Genomic DNA, 15,678 nt, shown 5'->3' on the forward strand with positions numbered 1-15,678 from the left:
AATTACAGCTCTCTTAGATCTGTTGCAGGAATCCAACCAATTTTGCCATCGGCAAGTTTAATCTTTTTCCAATTATTTATGGTTTCTGTTACTTGTACCTTAGTTCCTTCATGAAGTTGAAATACTTCTTCACTACGCAAATTTGGTTCGCTCTTTATTGTGGTTTCTTGTGCAAAAATGATAGCAAACTGATTCTTTTTAATGGTATCGTATTGTCTAAATGCAAAAAATAACCCAAACAAACCAAAAAACAGAACCAACCAGGATCCAACAAAAAACAATCTTTTTCTTGAGGAAACATGCGCGGTATAATACAATATAAAAAGTACAACAAACAATATCACGCATATCACTGAAAACCAAGCCCAGTTATCATAGGTGATTGCATTAGTAAGTCTATTAAATATTCTGGAGACAATACCTTCTGGAATTACATCGATCGCATCGATTGTAGCGTTTTGGGCAAAGATTAGGTTATTTTTGATATCATTATCGTTGGGTGCCAACTTTAATGCCTTTTCATAGTAGTAAATACTTGGACCAATATTGGTAAGTTTATAGTGGGCATTCCCTAAATTGTAATACAATGATGCTGATTCTTTGCCAGCATCCAAAACAGATTTGTAAGCATCTATAGCTTCCTGATATTTTTCTTGATTATACAGCGAATTTCCCCTCTGAAATGCTTCTTCATCCTGTGAAAAAGCCATAGCCACTATCAAAAAAATAAATATTTCAAATGCTCTTTTCACTTTTTTCGCAATTTTATAATTGTTTATCCATAGTCGCAATAACTCTAGACGCTTTATCATAGTCCTGTTGCATTGCAGAGCTAGAAGATGGGGTATACCTGGCAAACTCACAGCTTTCTAATAAAGCAATAAACTCTATAGCTACAGTATCATCTACCTCGCGCTCTTTTAGTAATCGTTGTATACGATCTTTACTCATTTCACTTGTTTGAATGTGTAACTTTGCCTTTAGATAATTATGCAGAGCTCTTTCCATTGCTATATAAAATTCTTTCTGATTGCCTAAATTTTTCTTGGCTTCAGACAAATATTTTCGAGCCAGTTTATCTGCTTTACGCACTCTGTTCCCGCTCACATCACTCAATCGTTGTTCTCTCCTTTTTCCGAAGAATAAAAACAAGGGTATCGCCAGCAAAGGAGCTGTTAGAGACACCCAGAACGTTGTAGATTTAAAAAAATGATCTTTTTGAATGGGTTGTAAATTTGCATTCAACTTCAAAAACCTAAATTGATTGCCGGTTTGTGTCACTGGTTTTTTACCTCTTACTACAGACTCATTCGTAGTAACAACATCTCCTCCATCAGGACCCGTTTTAACATTGATAATAATCTCGTCAGAAGTAATTCGCTTATAGGTTTCGGTCTTTAGATCAAAATACGTAAATGAAATCGAAGGTATTGGATATTTACCTTTATATTGCGGTACTAAGGTGTAGGTGTCGGATATATTTCCACCCATCCCTGTTAAATTTGTTCTTACTCTTTCATTATGCTCAGGTTCGTATTGTTCTAAACCATTTGGAACAGTTAATTTGGGCAGATCAAACAATTTTAAATTACCGTTACCAGAAACTAACACTTTTGCGTCAAGAGACTCAGTAGCATCCAAGGTGGTTTTATTAACAGTAACTTCAAAATCGAATGACCCTACAGCACCAGAAAAGTCATCGGGCTTACCTTTCTCAGGTAAAGGCTTTACATTTATGGTTCTGTTACCCGCGGCCACCGTTTTATTAACAGTTGAATACAGTCTACCACCAAAAATATCCCTTCTTTTGGTTGGAACATCTACAGAAACAGTCAATGTAAGTGGTTCTATATTCAATTTTCCTGTTTTTTGAGGATACAATACGGTTTTACGAAGCACTACAAAGCGATAAGGTTCTCCGTTATATTGGCCATTTTCGATCTTGAGCTGTTTCATATCAATAGCCTGGCTCCAGAAATCACTATATTTTGGGCTATCCAATTCTCTCCAATTACTTACACTAATCCGTGGACTGACATAGAGTTTATAAACTACTGTGATTGCCTCATTGAGGTAAGGATCAGCTTTAGAAACTTCAGCAACCAAATGTAAATTCTCACTGGCCAGAAAATCAGTATCGTTGCCATCTTTTGGTTTATCAACCGCCCCTGTTACCTCTACAGTGACAGGTAGTGTTTTGTAGGTCTGACCATCTATCTCTATCGTAGCTTGTTTTATCGTAAATTTTCCTCTTTTTGTGGGTTCTAAGAAATAACTAAATGTTTTAGCATAGGATCTTTTCCCATTAATCCAGGAGTTACTAATAGATTGGTTTGGCCCACCAACTACTGTAAATCCCGAGAACGAAGGAGGGGTAAAGTTGTCGCCATCCTTGTTCATTTCAAAATCTATGCGTAACCTTTCGTTAATTCCTAGCTTATTCTTACTTACTTTGGCCTCAAATTTAACTTGTGCTAAGGTAAGCTGACTTATCGCCAGAACTACTGTTAGAAAAATTAGTTTTAGTTTCATCTTATTCTCTTTCATTTAAACCTTCAATAGCATTGAAAGTAAGGTTGCAAAAGTGTTACCAATCTTTTTCAGTTTTCACTTTGGACCCCTGCGCTTTTTTTGCATTAATCTTATCCTGCACCTTTTTTTCTTCGTTATTCATTGCCTCAAGTAGGCTTTTTACTTGTTGAGGAGATAATTGACCTTGAGGCCTTTGAGGTTGCTGCTCTTTAGGCTCTCCTTGCTCATCTTTTTCATCTTCTCCCTGATCTCCTTTATTTTTTTGATCATCCTTAGGTTCATCTTTTTCATCTTCTCCCTGATCTCCTTGATCCTTTTGATCATCTTTATTATCTCCATCGTCACCTTTCTTCTCTTCTTTATCATCACCGTCCTTTTGATCCTTGTCATCTTCTTTTTGATCCTGATCCTGCTGATCCTGGTTTTGATCTTTTTGATCCTGGTCCTGATCGTTCTGTTGCTGTTGCTGTTCTAACATCTTTTTTGCCAACGCCAGATTATATCTGGTTTCGTCGTCTTTTGGATTGTTTCTTAACGCATTTTTATAAGCTTCAACTGCTTCTTTATATTTTTTTTGTTCCATATAGGTGTTCCCTTGATTATGAAACGCCTTATGTTTTTCTGACTTAGTTGCATTTGTTGCCTTTGTAGCTTCTGTATAACGTAAAGTCGCTTCATCATATTTTTCAGAACCATAATAAGCATTTGCTAAATTATATTTAGCTATCGGACTCACAGGATTTGTAGCAATAGCTTTTCTGTACTCGCCTTCCGCTTTAGGAAAATTTCCATGATCGGTCAACAATTCGTTTCCTTGAGCTATATATTGTTTTGCTTCTTTGGCGGCTTCTTCAAGTTGCTTTTCCTGTGAAAAGATCATCCCAAATTGAAAACAAATTATGATAACTACGTATTTTTTCATTTTACTGTTCATTAAACAGATTTAGTTTTTTGACCCAGGATGTTTTTCTCTCTAACAAGAAAATATCCAAAAATAGTAACAACAATCCTGCTCCAAGAAACCACTGAAATTGGTCTTTAAAATCTGCAAATTGCTTAGCTTCAAATTCCTTCTTATCCATGTTCTGAAGAATCGTTGTGACTTCTTCCACTACATTGGCTGTATTTTTACCATCAATGTACGTGCCATTTGCTTCTTTGGCAATTTCCTGTAAAGTTGTCATATTTAACTTGGTAATTACTGTATTGCCTTGATTATCTTTTTTGTAACTCTGAACAATTCCATTCCTTTTAATGGGAATTGGTGCTCCTTTTTCAGATCCTACCCCGATGGTAAATATCTTGATTCCTTCTTTTGAAGCTTCTTCGGCTATGGTTTTTACATTTCCTTCATGATCTTCGCCATCACTTACCAAAAATAATACTCTATTGGTTTGCTCCTCGTCGTTATAATAGGTTTTTGCCAACTCTATCGCCTCATAAATTGCCGTACCTTGCGAAGAAAGCATATCGGTATTCATCGCCTGTAAGAACATTTTTCCAGAAGCGTAATCGGTAGTAATAGGTAATTGTGGGAATGCACTACCAGCATAGGCAATAATACCTATTCTGTCACTCGCCAGATTATTAATAATCTGTGTAATAAGCTGCTTAGATTTTTCTAATCTATTAGGTGCTATATCTTCTGCCAACATACTTTTGGAGACATCTATCGCAAAAACCACATCGACTCCTTCGCGTTTTACCGTTTCTAGTTTGGTGCCTACCTTGGGATTAACCAGGGCCAAAACAAAACATGCCAAAGCAAGACTAATCACAATAATCTTTAAGATCGATTTAAAAACAGACTGATTTGGACTTAATTTTTTAAGCAACGAAGCATCTGCAAATTTCTTTTGTGTGGTTTTTTTCCATATCAAAACTCCCAAAAAGAGTAGTATAAGTATTGGGATACCCAATAGCAACCAAAAATATATTTTTTCTTCTAATAAGTACATGTATTAGTCCATAGTTTTTAGTAGTCAGTACATAGTTTTTCAATGAAATTGTCCCAGTTACTTCTTGAACTCCCTAGTATGATGATTCCTTTTTTCAAATTTTTAAATAAAACTTCTAAACACAGTATACCGTAATAAAAACTCCATAAAAATTAACAATCCGGCCAACAATACCAAGGATCTGAATTTCTCTTCGTAATTATAGAATTTAAACTCTTCGATATCTGTCTTTTCCAATTTATCAATTTCTTGATATATCTGTTCTAATTTTTTGTTATTTGTTGCTCTAAAATACTTGCCTCCGGTAGCTTTTGCTATTTCTTTAAGTAAATCTTCGTCGATTTCTACCTGAACTCTGCCATATTGAAAAGATCCATTAGGAAGCAATGCCACGGGGGCCAATGCCATTCCATTAGTTCCTAAACCAATCGTGTAGGTCTTGATGCCATATTCAACTGCTAATTCTGAAGCAATTTTTGGATCGATGAATCCTGCATTATTAGAACCATCGGTAAGTAAAATGATGACCTTGCTTTTAGCTTTACTGTCTTTAAGTCTATTAACCGAAGTAGCCAATCCCATTCCGATAGCGGTACCGTTTTCCAGAACATTATCATATTTCACATCCTTCATACTGCTAAGGACGATAGACTTATCACTGGTTATAGGTGTTTTGGTAAAACTCTCTCCGGCATAAATAACCAAACCAATACGGTCATTTGGTCTGCCTTTTACAAACTCTGCTGCAACATCCTTTAGTGCTTCCAATCGATTAGGTCTAAGGTCTTTTGCCAGCATACTTGCCGAAACATCGATTGCCATTACAATATCTATACCTCTGGTAGTCTTAGTTTTGGTAGAAACGTCTACTGTTCTTGGTCTGGCCAAGGCAGTAATGATTAATGACATAGCTGCAAGCCTGAGAACAAACAAAATAGGCTTTAGCTTGGCAAGTAGGCTTCCTGAAGCTTTAAACCCTTTGATACTAGATATTTTTAATTCAGCTTGCTGCTTATTACGTTTCCAGATAAACCATGCAATTGCCAGTGGTAGTATTAAAAATAACCAGAAAAACTGTGGGTTCTCAAATGTAAAATTTTCAAACATGGTTATTTGGCATTTCTTAGTTCAACAGAATTAATAATACGTTGCGCAACATCTTTTGCATAACGATCGTTAATATCATAAATTACTGTTATTTGCTGAAACCCTCCTTTTTCTGCAAAATTCAACATCACGTATTCATTTTTTTTGGTCTCATTCTGGACAACATTTTTTACATCAAAGTTTCCGAAAACCTTAATTCCTTTTGCTCCTCCCAATGTTTGATACTCTTCATTTTTTACCGTGATATTCTTCGCTCCTTGCCCTTCCAGATATCCAACTACTCCTTCAACCGCTTTATTGAGATCTACTTGAGTTTGCTGTTGATAAGACATGGTAGTTACCACAATATAAAAATTCCCGAGAATACTACCATAAGTAAATGTTTCATTTCCTTTAAGGATCTGTTTCTGCTCTTCTGTTAGTTTGAAATTATTTCGGAGTAAAACCTTGGGAGTAGCTATAGTAACCGGCGGAGAACCGTATGCACTGGTTATCCATTGTGTTTCTGCCAGTTCTTTTGTGGGATGCCCCAGCAAGGTATCTTTAACAATATCGTATCCTTTTATCGCAATAAAAATAATTAGAGTGGTCGCCACCACCCCCAATCCAGCCAGGCTTCCAAATATTATTTTTTTTCTCCGTTTTTTTTCTGCAACCGTTCTTCTATACTCTTCATCGGCAAGTAATTCTTCCTCTGTTGGTTCAGGAATGGCTTCTTTTGTTTCGGTGATCACGCGTTCAATTACATTTCGATCAGCCTTTGCAGTTCCTATATCGGGTTTTGATCTTGCAAACTTTGCCATATCAGCTGTCTTAAGAACGCTTTTAAGTTCCTCGATTGTGTGTTTATCCAGATTTAGAGATCCTGATTTTATTTCTTCATCAAGACGAATAATTAATTCATCTGTAGTACTTTCTAACGCGTGGTCGTATACCTCTTCGTCAATATACCTACGCGCAGTTTCACTTAATCGTGAATAGTACTCTTTATGAGAGTCTTTCTCTAATAAATGAGATTCGTCGATACGCCTTAACGCCATCATTGCTCTTTCATAGGGAGGCAATTCTTCTTCTTTGGCTTCTTTTCGTTTCTTTCTTCTGAAAACAAAAAAGGCAATAAAGCCTAGTAGTAGTAGAGGAACAAGTACCCACCAGATATATTTTTTCCAATTCAAGAAAGATGTATCGACAGTTACCAAAGGTTTAATTTCAAACATTTTCTGTTTGGTAGTATCTACGAGCACTTCTCTTACCTCAACTTTAATCGAATCTGTGTAAAAAATCTGATCACCTATCATCACTTTTTGCCGCGGAATTGTATACTTGCCAGAGTCAAACTGCGTTAATGCATACTCTTTGGTTAATCCCAGTTGGCCTGCTCTTTTCGCGGTGTCAATTTTATAGGATTCGATTACTTCTAACGGGGTAAATGTTTGTCCTTCGGGAAAAACAACGATTTGAGTAGAATCTGCCTCAACTTGCATTTTATAACGAATTTCTTCACCAATTTTGATTGATGTCGAATCGATTGTGGCAGAAACCTGGGCAAAGCTCGTTTTGGCAAAAAGTAATAAGAAGGACATCAGCAACATCCCCCTAGCCCATTTCAAAGGGGGAAATGACAATTGTGTATTTTTGAAATTTTCTTTCATGTTAACAGTTTCCAGCCTACGCTGGAATGACAAAAAATGGTTTATCCTCTTCTTTTAAAATAGCCTAATAATTTTTTAACGTAACTTTCATCCACTCTACTACTCAATGACCCTGCTCCACTTCTGGTAAAACTATCTCTGAAATAAGCTACCCGTTCCTGATAATATTTACTATAATTTATACGTGTTTTTTTTGATCCTGTGTTTACAAGCATTAGTTCGCCAGTCTCTTCGTCCTCCATTTGCACCATTCCTAAATTTGGAATCTCTTCTTCTCTTCTATCATATACCCTGATGCCGGTCACATCATGTTTCCCCCCAACGATCTTGAGTGTTTGTTGATAATCATCAGTGATAAAATCTGAAAGTATGAAAACAATTGCTTTCTTTTTCATCACATTAGACAAAAACTTCAGCGCTTCTGTGATATCGGTCTTTTTGCTCTTAGGTTCGTATTCTAGTAACTCTCTGATAATTCGAAGGACGTGCGATCTTCCTTTTTTGGGTGGAATGAATAATTCTATCTGATCTGTAAACAGGATCAGGCCTATTTTATCATTATTCTGGGTAGCCGAAAAAGCCAATGTAGCAGCAATTTCAGTAATAACCTCTTTCTTGAACTGCTGCTGTGTTCCAAAAAACTGGGAGCCAGAAACATCGACCATGAGCATCATAGTGAGCTCTCTCTCTTCTTCAAATACCTTAATGTAGGGTTCGTTATAGCGAGCCGTTACATTCCAATCGATATTGCGCACATCATCTCCAAATTGATACTGTCGCACTTCACTAAAGGTCATACCACGCCCTTTGAAGGTTGAATGATATTCTCCTCCAAAAATATGGTCACTTAAGCGACGCGTTTTAATTTCAATTTTTCGAACTTTTTTTAGTAACTCTTTAGTATCCATGTTTCTTTTTGTCATTCCGCACTTGATGCGGAATCTATCGAATCATACTTTTTATCAAATTATAATGAAGATTCCTGCCTTCGCAGGAATGACAACACTATGGTACTTCAATCTCATTTACGATCTTATTAATAATGTCTACAGAGGTTACATTTTCGGCTTCGGCTTCATAAGTAATACCAATACGATGACGTAATACATCATGAACAATAGCGCGAACATCTTCTGGGATTACGTATCCTCTTCTTCGAATAAATGCGTAGCATTTTGCTGCAGTGGCCAAATTAATACTACCACGAGGTGACGCCCCAAAACTTATTAAAGGTTTAAGCTCTTCTAACCCATATTTTTCTGGATAACGTGTAGCAAAAATGATATCAAGAATGTATTTTTCGATCTTCTCATCCATATATACCTCTCTAACTGCCTTTTGTGCATTTAAAATTTGCTCTAAAGATATTACGGGATTTACCTGCTCGAATGATCCTTTAAGGTTCGCGCGAACAATAAGTTGTTCTTCATCTAATTTTGGATAATCGATTACTGTTTTTAGCATAAAACGATCCACCTGGGCTTCTGGTAAAGGGTAAGTTCCTTCCTGTTCTACCGGATTTTGAGTTGCCATCACCAAAAATGGTTTGTCCAATATGAAGGTTTCATCACCAATAGTTACTTGTTTCTCTTGCATCGCTTCTAGCAAAGCACTTTGTACTTTGGCAGGAGCACGGTTAATTTCATCTGCCAAAACGAAATTAGCAAAAATGGGTCCTTTCTTAATAGAGAAATCATTCTCCTTCATATTGAAAATCAATGTACCCACTACATCTGCAGGTAACAGATCCGGTGTAAACTGTATCCGACTAAAGCTACCATGTACTGCTCTGGCCAAAGTATTAATAGCTAACGTTTTTGCTAATCCAGGAACTCCTTCTAATAAAATGTGACCCTGACCTAGTAGTCCAATAAGTAGACGCTCTACCATATGTTTCTGACCCACAATTACCTTATTCATTTCTAAAGTAAGTAAATCTACAAACGCAGATTCTTTCTCTATTTTCTGGTTGATTGAAGCAATATCAATAGAACTGTTTTCTTCCATCTATTTTGTATTTTTAAAGCGTGAATTTAATACTACTTATTCAGCAATGCAAATTGTTAAAATATTTTTCGACTTCTTGTTAATTCTTGGTTAAATATAGACCATGTGTACCTTAAATTTACAGTATATTTAAACTCTGTTTTGAAAAAAATCCAAGACACAACAATACACATCATTTTTCAATAATGCGCCTAGAAAAGACTATAACCAAATGCTAGTGTTGCACTTTTTTTAAGAAATTATATCATCTATGAAAACAGCATTAATTACAGGAGCTACCAGCGGAATCGGAAAATCTACCGCTATAACCCTCGCAAAGCATAATATTAACCTCATTATTTGTGGAAGAAGACAAGATCGATTAGACAATTTACAACAAGAATTGAGCAAAATTGTAAAAGTTCATACACTTTGTTTTGATGTTAGAGATAAAGAAAAGGTGTTTGAAAGTATAGAAAACCTACCTACAGAATTTAACACCATAGATATCCTAGTCAATAATGCTGGAAACGCGCATGGGTTGGACCCTATCCAAACCGGAAGTATTGACGACTGGGATGCTATGATTGATATTAATGTAAAAGGGTTATTATACGTTTCTAAAGCGGTAATTTCTAAAATGATTAACCAAAAATCTGGGCATATTATCAATATTGGTTCTATTGCAGGAAAAGAAGTGTATCCAAATGGAAACGTGTATTGTGCCAGCAAACATGCGGTAGATGCTATTAATAAAGGTATGCAAATGGATCTTAACCCCTACGGAATTAAAGTAGGAGCTATTCATCCCGGATTAGTGGAAACTGAATTTAGTAATGTACGTTTTAAAGGTGATGATAAAAAGGCTGACAGCGTATACGACGGTTTTGATCCACTAACTCCAAATGATATTGCCGATATTATTGCATTTGTCGTAACGAGACCTTATCATGTTAATATTGCCGATTTGATTGTATTCCCAACTGCGCAAGCGAGTAGTACAATAGTTAAGAAAAGCTTTGACTAATTTTTAATTTTCTATTTTTATTATTTATTGAATATGGCTCATTATAAATCGTTTGAAGAATTAGAAATTTATAAATTAGCAAGAGTTCAATGTGATGAAATTTGGGGATTAATTATTTCAACCGCTCTTGGTAAAGATTACAAATTGCGAGAACAAATTAATGGTTCTTCGGGTTCAGTAATGGATAATATAGCCCAAGGATTTGGTAGGGGCGGAAATAAAGAATTTATTAATTTTTTGAGCTATGCCAGAGGATCTTGTTCAGAAACCAAAGCTCAATTGCAACGGTCATTGGATAGAAACCATATTACTATTGAAGATTACTCGCGGTTATCCAATAAATCACAAGAATTAATAGATCAGATTTCAAGATTTATCAACTATCTTAAAAAATCTGAAAGAAAGGGTGCGAAATTTGATTAATAAATAATAAAAATATTGAATATCCGTAATATATCATATACCATAATCGTCAACCTGAACTCGTTTCAGGTTCTCATTACAACTGATTGTTTATGAACGAAATGAGATTCCGAAATAAACCTGCCTACCTGCGGTAATGCAGGCAGGTTCGGAATGACGCTAAAGAATTACATTATTACATATTACGGATAATCACAATAAAAATTAAAGAATAAAGAATCTTGTAGTGATCAATAAGCGCCTTCTTATTAAAAACCTACTGGCCCATAATGACGAAAACAGTTTTTATGATAAGAAGCGTAAGCTCAATATTGGCGAAAAGGAAGGCAAAGCGAAATTCCTGAAACATATCTGTGCCTTAGCGAATTCTAATCCTAAAAACAACTCATATATCGTAATTGGAGTTGAAGATGAGGACAATCAAATTGTTGGCGTCGATTTTTTTGACGACAGTAAAATACAAAACCTGGTCAATGCTTATTTAGACAATCCTCCATTGGTTGCATACGAGAATATTCCTTTTCCTCATTTGCCTAGTGATAAGGTAGTAGGTCTTGTTTCAATTCGACCTCTTGAGGGTAAACTGTGCGCACTTCGTAAAAACATTTGGAAATATTATGGCGGCACAGTTTTTCTTAGAGATGGCAGCATAAGTATGCCCAAAGTATTTGATATCGAAATTAAAGATGTTAATTCAGAAATCGTTAGTGCTATAGAAAGTCATGCGCAGAACAACATAGAGCTTACACTCGATGGAGTTTTTGATTTTATGAATTCAAGAAAAGATTACAATCCCAATTACAAAGTATTCAAAGAGTATTTTGTGGTGTGTTGGGCGGCAAAAGAAAAAAGACAAAATGGTGAAATATATTATTCTAGAGTTGATATCGAATTGATTAATGAACATGTAAAGCTTTTTTATTCAGAATTGGATGAAGTAAGTATTGCTTTGTCAGATGATCAATTTAAAATTATCGAATATGTACAGTTGGGCCTTCAAGATACCTACAGATACTATCCTTTAGAGGAGGTTGTAATTACATTTAAAGATAATGCCAGTTATGACATAGAAAGTAAACTTCTTTTTGAACCTCCTCAATTTGATCGCAAAACATTATTTCATTTATATAACAGTAATAACACGTTAATTGAAAAATTAAAGAACAAAATACCACTAACAAAAAACGAAGAAAAAGATATACGTAACCTTCCTGCTACGTATCTCCTATGCTATTTTAATAATTTTAGTGAAGCCATAGAAAGATTAGAGGAGGCCAAAGCATATTTGAAATCCTATGATAATGAGATTTATTCTTCGTATAAGGAAAGTATAAGAATTCTCAGAAAAGTAAGATATAGTTAGAGTTTTTACTCCTTCAGTTAGTTAAAATAGAGCACTTAGAAAACTATGTTTTTATAAAAAATACAAATAAATGAGCAGAACCCTAGTTATTGGAGACATGCATGGTGCCCTAAAAGCATTACAACAAGTACTTGAAAAAGTAAAAATAACCACAGATGACAGACTAATTTTTTTGGGAGACTACGTAGATGGTTGGAGTCAAAGCGCACAGTTGGTTTCTTTTTTGATTGAACTCAAAGAAAAACAGAATTGTTTATTTATAAGAGGTAATCATGACGAGCTTTGTTATCACTGGCTCACAAAAAAAACGTATAATCCAGAGTGGATTAAGCATGGTGGGCAAACAACTATGGATTCTTATTCGAAACTATCTCAAGAAGAAATTAATGCACATCTTCAGTTTTATGAAAATCTTACCAACTTTCATATAGACGATCGTAATCGACTTTTTCTACATGCGGGATTCACAAATCTTCACGGTCCCGATAGAGAGTATTTTAGTAAGTTGTTCTATTGGGACAGAACATTATGGGAGATGGCACTTTCTATAGATACAGATCTCAAAAAAACAGACCCCAGGTACCCAAAAAGATTACTACTTTTTGATGAAATCTATATCGGTCATACACCTGTAACCAGAATAGGCAAAACTACGCCAGCTCAAGCTACCTGCGTTTGGAATATTGATACCGGTGCAGCCTTTAAAGGTCCTTTAACCGCCATCGATATTGATACCAAAGAATTCTGGCAAAGCGATCCTGTGCATACACTTTATCCTGAAGAAAATGGAAGGAATTAATTAATTAATTTTCCATCAATCATTCTATTTCGTAGCTTTAGGACACAAATTTAAAATCAATTTAACTATGGGGATTTTTGACGAAATAAAGAAGAAACTAAGCCACGAGTTTATAGATATTGTAGAATGGTTAGACTATACCGATGATACCATTGTTCACAGGTTCGAACGCTATCAAAACGAAATAAAGAATAATGCCAAGCTTATAGTAAGGGAAGGACAAACTGCAGTTTTTATTAATGAAGGGCAACTTGCCGATGTGTTCACACCAGGAACCTATACATTAAACACAAAGAACCTTCCGATTTTGACTACGCTTAAAGGTTGGAAATACGGTTTCGATAGTCCGTTCAAAGCAGAAGTATATTTTGTGAATACCCACTTATTTACCGATGAAAAGTGGGGAACCAAAAATCCAATTACGCTTAATGATGAGCGTTTTGGTCTGGTTGAGATAAGAGCTTTTGGCACCTATGCATTTAAAATTAATGACGCAGGTAAGTTTATAATTGATATCGTAGGTACAGATGCTAATTTTACCAATTTTGAAATCAATGAACACCTTAAGAGCCTGATATCAACCCGTTTTACAGATACTATTGGCGAAGCAAACTTGCCTATAGAGTTGTATGCGGCCAATACTTCAGAATTATCTGAAACTTGTCTTGAAGTCATGCAACCTGAATTCAATTCTGTAGGCATCTCACTGGAAAAATTCTTTATCGAAAATGTCTCCATGCCAGAAGAACTTAAAAAGGAGATTTTTGAATACAGTAGAATCGACAAACTTGACCTGGATAAACTCACCAAATTTAAAACTGCCAAAGCTATTGAAGCCGCAGCGGCTAATGAGGGTGGTACTGCAGGAGCAGGAATGGGTATGGGAATGGGGTTTGTACTGGCGCAACAAATGGGAGGTATGATGAATCCTATGAGTAGTCAACCAAAAGCTACTTTACCTCAACAAAATACTCCTGTGGCTCCACCACCAATGCCTGTACAAGTGCAATATTTTTATGCCAGCAATGGTCAACAAGCTGGCCCTGTATCTTTTGATCGATTAAAGGCTTTGTTTGCCAACAGAACAATTAATAGAGACTCTTTAATATGGAAACAAGGAATGGCTGATTGGACAGCTCTTAAAGATATTGAAGAACTAAAATCATTCCTTGGTGGTAGCACTCCTCCTCCACTACCTGGAAATTAATACAACTTCTGAAAATAGTAAAAGATCCCGGCTAGCGTTTATGGAAGAAGAAAAAAAGAAAGTAGTTTCAGAACTAAAAAAAGCCTGTATAAACTGTGGGGCAGAATTAAAATACAAACCTGGTACTACCAATATCACTTGTGAGTATTGCGGACATGAGGAAATCATAGTTCAGGATCAAGACGGATTTAAAGAGCTTGAACTTAAACCTTATCTTGATGAAATGGGCTCGCAATCACATTCTCAGGAAATCATGATGTTGCATTGCAAAAATTGTGGGGCCAATCAACATATCGAAGAAAACTATAAATCCCTACATTGTGTTTACTGTACAATGCCATTGATTGTTGAAGATGCCTACAAAGAAGACTGGATTTTGCCAGGTGCTGTTCTGCCTTTTCAGTTTGATCAAAAAAAATCACATCAGATATTTTCTAAATGGGTGAAAGGATTATGGTTTGCTCCAAACAACCTTAAAAAAGCAGCATTAGACCCTCAGAACACCAAAGGCTTATACTTACCCTACTGGACTTTTGATGCGCAATTACATGCTACATATACTGGCGAACGTGGTGATTATTACTATGTTAGTGTGCCTTATACTACTACGGTTAATGGAAAAACCGTTCGAAGAACGCGACAAGAAAGAAGAACCCGATGGACTCCTGCGAGCGGAAACATCAATGGTTTTATAGACGATACTTTGATTAAGGCTTCTCATCAAAAAAAGAATGCTATTCCGTCAAAAATCTCAAATTGGAATTTGGATTCGCTCCAACCGTTTAATACCAGTTTTCTATCTGGCTTTGTCACCGAAAAATATACTATTCCTTTAAAAGATGGTCACCTGTCATCTACCAAAGAAGCAGAGAAAATTGCAATTTCCTGGGCCAGACGAGATATTGGTGGAGACACACAGCGTGTACATGATGTAGATATGAGTTTAAGCGAGCAAACTTTTAAACATATTCTATTACCAGTTTACATAAGTGCTTACCGATACAGTGGGAAAAAATATAATTTCTTTGTGAATGGTCAAACAGGAACCATTTCTGGCAGCAGGCCATATTCTTTTTGGAAGATATTCTTTTTTGTAGTGTTTATTATTGTTCTTGTTACAATATTAATTTTTATATCATCATAAAAACCTTAGCTGATTATTGACTATTGAAACGAATAATTTCATAAACTGTTCCATTCATATCGGGACATAGACTTTCTCTCACTATAAAAAAGACTTGTTGATCTTTTGTGAATTTTTGCTGTAAAGTTTTAAAATCCTCTACATTACCTCTCAAAAAACCAAAAGTAATCTCTTGTCCCGAAGAAATTAAATTTACAATACCAGAGCCAGAACCAGTCACTTCATTAACTTTTATGACTGTAGTAGCTTTATATGATTTGCCGCAAATTTCTTTATCTTTAAAAACCCCTACAACAGAGCCGGTAAGATACACTGTGCCCGGTTCAATCTGATTATTAGTGTCCACGTCACCAAATTTTGGTTTTTCCACTTTTGGTTTATCAGTATTTGTCTTTTCTTTTTCCTGTGCAGCACTATTTGATTTACAAGAAAACAATACAGATATTAATATAATGTATACTATTTTATTCATGATCTTAA

Annotated in this window: 15 protein-coding genes; 6 read left to right on the top strand and 9 right to left on the bottom strand. The window is 35.6% G+C overall.

Annotated features, from left to right (window positions below; all coding sequences use genetic code 11):
* Positions 1–2: 2 nt before the first annotated feature.
* From ACFSJT_RS05000 to ACFSJT_RS05035, 8 genes are all read right to left on the bottom strand, one after another.
* Positions 3–752, bottom strand: coding sequence for a tetratricopeptide repeat protein (locus tag ACFSJT_RS05000; RefSeq protein WP_378319121.1), 750 nt, complete (start codon positions 750–752; stop codon positions 3–5).
* A 13-nt stretch (positions 753–765) separates the two neighbouring features.
* Positions 766–2,532 carry a BatD family protein gene (locus tag ACFSJT_RS05005; protein WP_378319122.1) on the bottom strand — a complete coding sequence of 589 codons (1,767 nt, stop codon included), beginning with the start codon at positions 2,530–2,532 and terminating at the stop codon, positions 766–768.
* Between the two features lie 55 nt (positions 2,533–2,587).
* Positions 2,588–3,466: a tetratricopeptide repeat protein gene (locus tag ACFSJT_RS05010; RefSeq protein ID WP_378319123.1), complete on the bottom strand. Its 879-nt coding sequence runs from the start codon at positions 3,464–3,466 to the stop codon at positions 2,588–2,590.
* Positions 3,456–4,490, bottom strand: coding sequence for a VWA domain-containing protein (locus ACFSJT_RS05015; protein WP_378319124.1), 1,035 nt, complete (start codon positions 4,488–4,490; stop codon positions 3,456–3,458). The genes ACFSJT_RS05010 and ACFSJT_RS05015 overlap by 11 nt, the downstream gene beginning before the upstream one ends.
* A gap of 102 nt (positions 4,491–4,592) precedes the next feature.
* The gene (locus tag ACFSJT_RS05020) at positions 4,593–5,597 is read right to left on the bottom strand and encodes a vWA domain-containing protein (RefSeq protein ID WP_378319125.1); all 1,005 of its coding nucleotides are present in this window, start codon (positions 5,595–5,597) and stop codon (positions 4,593–4,595) included.
* 2 nt (positions 5,598–5,599) lie between these two features.
* Positions 5,600–7,249 carry a BatD family protein gene (locus ACFSJT_RS05025; protein WP_378319126.1) on the bottom strand — a complete coding sequence of 550 codons (1,650 nt, stop codon included), beginning with the start codon at positions 7,247–7,249 and terminating at the stop codon, positions 5,600–5,602.
* A gap of 41 nt (positions 7,250–7,290) precedes the next feature.
* Complete coding sequence (locus tag ACFSJT_RS05030) at positions 7,291–8,157, bottom strand: DUF58 domain-containing protein (RefSeq protein WP_378319543.1); 867 nt, start codon at positions 8,155–8,157, stop codon at positions 7,291–7,293.
* Between the two features lie 97 nt (positions 8,158–8,254).
* Complete coding sequence (locus ACFSJT_RS05035) at positions 8,255–9,256, bottom strand: AAA family ATPase (protein ID WP_378319127.1); 1,002 nt, start codon at positions 9,254–9,256, stop codon at positions 8,255–8,257.
* Between the two features lie 250 nt (positions 9,257–9,506).
* On the opposite strand from ACFSJT_RS05035, the gene ACFSJT_RS05040 reads away from it, so the two are divergent.
* From ACFSJT_RS05040 to ACFSJT_RS05065, 6 genes are all read left to right on the top strand, one after another.
* Entirely contained in the window at positions 9,507–10,262 is a 756-nt protein-coding gene (locus ACFSJT_RS05040) for an SDR family NAD(P)-dependent oxidoreductase (RefSeq protein ID WP_378319128.1), read from the top strand.
* A gap of 33 nt (positions 10,263–10,295) precedes the next feature.
* On the top strand, positions 10,296–10,685 hold the full coding sequence (locus ACFSJT_RS05045) for a four helix bundle protein (protein WP_378319129.1): 390 nt from the start codon (positions 10,296–10,298) through the stop codon (positions 10,683–10,685).
* A gap of 226 nt (positions 10,686–10,911) precedes the next feature.
* Positions 10,912–12,048, top strand: a complete 1,137-nt coding sequence (locus ACFSJT_RS05050) for an ATP-binding protein (RefSeq protein ID WP_378319130.1) — start codon at positions 10,912–10,914, stop codon at positions 12,046–12,048.
* Positions 12,049–12,118: 70 nt separating this feature from the next.
* Positions 12,119–12,847 (top strand): metallophosphoesterase, encoded by a 729-nt coding sequence (locus ACFSJT_RS05055; RefSeq protein ID WP_378319131.1) that lies wholly within the window; start codon positions 12,119–12,121, stop codon positions 12,845–12,847.
* 67 nt (positions 12,848–12,914) lie between these two features.
* A complete protein-coding gene (locus ACFSJT_RS05060; protein ID WP_378319132.1) occupies positions 12,915–14,054 on the top strand; it encodes an SPFH domain-containing protein in 1,140 nt (379 codons plus the stop codon).
* Between the two features lie 40 nt (positions 14,055–14,094).
* The gene (locus ACFSJT_RS05065; protein ID WP_378319544.1) at positions 14,095–15,198 is read left to right on the top strand and encodes a TFIIB-type zinc ribbon-containing protein; all 1,104 of its coding nucleotides are present in this window, start codon (positions 14,095–14,097) and stop codon (positions 15,196–15,198) included.
* A 13-nt stretch (positions 15,199–15,211) separates the two neighbouring features.
* Here ACFSJT_RS05065 and ACFSJT_RS05070 read toward each other — a convergent pair whose 3' ends face one another.
* Positions 15,212–15,670 carry a hypothetical protein gene (locus tag ACFSJT_RS05070; protein WP_378319133.1) on the bottom strand — a complete coding sequence of 153 codons (459 nt, stop codon included), beginning with the start codon at positions 15,668–15,670 and terminating at the stop codon, positions 15,212–15,214.
* Positions 15,671–15,678 lie beyond the last annotated feature (8 nt).

It is taken from the genome of Aquimarina celericrescens (genome assembly GCF_042682765.1).
GTDB lineage: Bacteria > Bacteroidota > Bacteroidia > Flavobacteriales > Flavobacteriaceae > Aquimarina > Aquimarina celericrescens.

Excerpts from the sequence above, each read along its gene's own strand:
- ACFSJT_RS05005 (WP_378319122.1), bottom strand. The coding sequence starts at position 2,532 with ATGAAACTAAAACTAATTTTTCTAACAGTAGTTCTGGCGATAAGTCAG.
- ACFSJT_RS05010 (WP_378319123.1), bottom strand. The coding sequence starts at position 3,466 with ATGAACAGTAAAATGAAAAAATACGTAGTTATCATAATTTGTTTTCAA.
- ACFSJT_RS05015 (WP_378319124.1), bottom strand. The coding sequence starts at position 4,490 with ATGTACTTATTAGAAGAAAAAATATATTTTTGGTTGCTATTGGGTATC.
- ACFSJT_RS05020 (WP_378319125.1), bottom strand. The coding sequence starts at position 5,597 with ATGTTTGAAAATTTTACATTTGAGAACCCACAGTTTTTCTGGTTATTT.
- ACFSJT_RS05025 (WP_378319126.1), bottom strand. The coding sequence starts at position 7,249 with ATGAAAGAAAATTTCAAAAATACACAATTGTCATTTCCCCCTTTGAAA.
- ACFSJT_RS05030 (WP_378319543.1), bottom strand. The coding sequence starts at position 8,157 with ATGGATACTAAAGAGTTACTAAAAAAAGTTCGAAAAATTGAAATTAAA.
- ACFSJT_RS05035 (WP_378319127.1), bottom strand. The coding sequence starts at position 9,256 with ATGGAAGAAAACAGTTCTATTGATATTGCTTCAATCAACCAGAAAATA.
- ACFSJT_RS05040 (WP_378319128.1), top strand. The coding sequence starts at position 9,507 with ATGAAAACAGCATTAATTACAGGAGCTACCAGCGGAATCGGAAAATCT.
- ACFSJT_RS05045 (WP_378319129.1), top strand. The coding sequence starts at position 10,296 with ATGGCTCATTATAAATCGTTTGAAGAATTAGAAATTTATAAATTAGCA.
- ACFSJT_RS05055 (WP_378319131.1), top strand. The coding sequence starts at position 12,119 with ATGAGCAGAACCCTAGTTATTGGAGACATGCATGGTGCCCTAAAAGCA.
- ACFSJT_RS05060 (WP_378319132.1), top strand. The coding sequence starts at position 12,915 with ATGGGGATTTTTGACGAAATAAAGAAGAAACTAAGCCACGAGTTTATA.
- ACFSJT_RS05065 (WP_378319544.1), top strand. The coding sequence starts at position 14,095 with ATGGAAGAAGAAAAAAAGAAAGTAGTTTCAGAACTAAAAAAAGCCTGT.
- ACFSJT_RS05070 (WP_378319133.1), bottom strand. The coding sequence starts at position 15,670 with ATGAATAAAATAGTATACATTATATTAATATCTGTATTGTTTTCTTGT.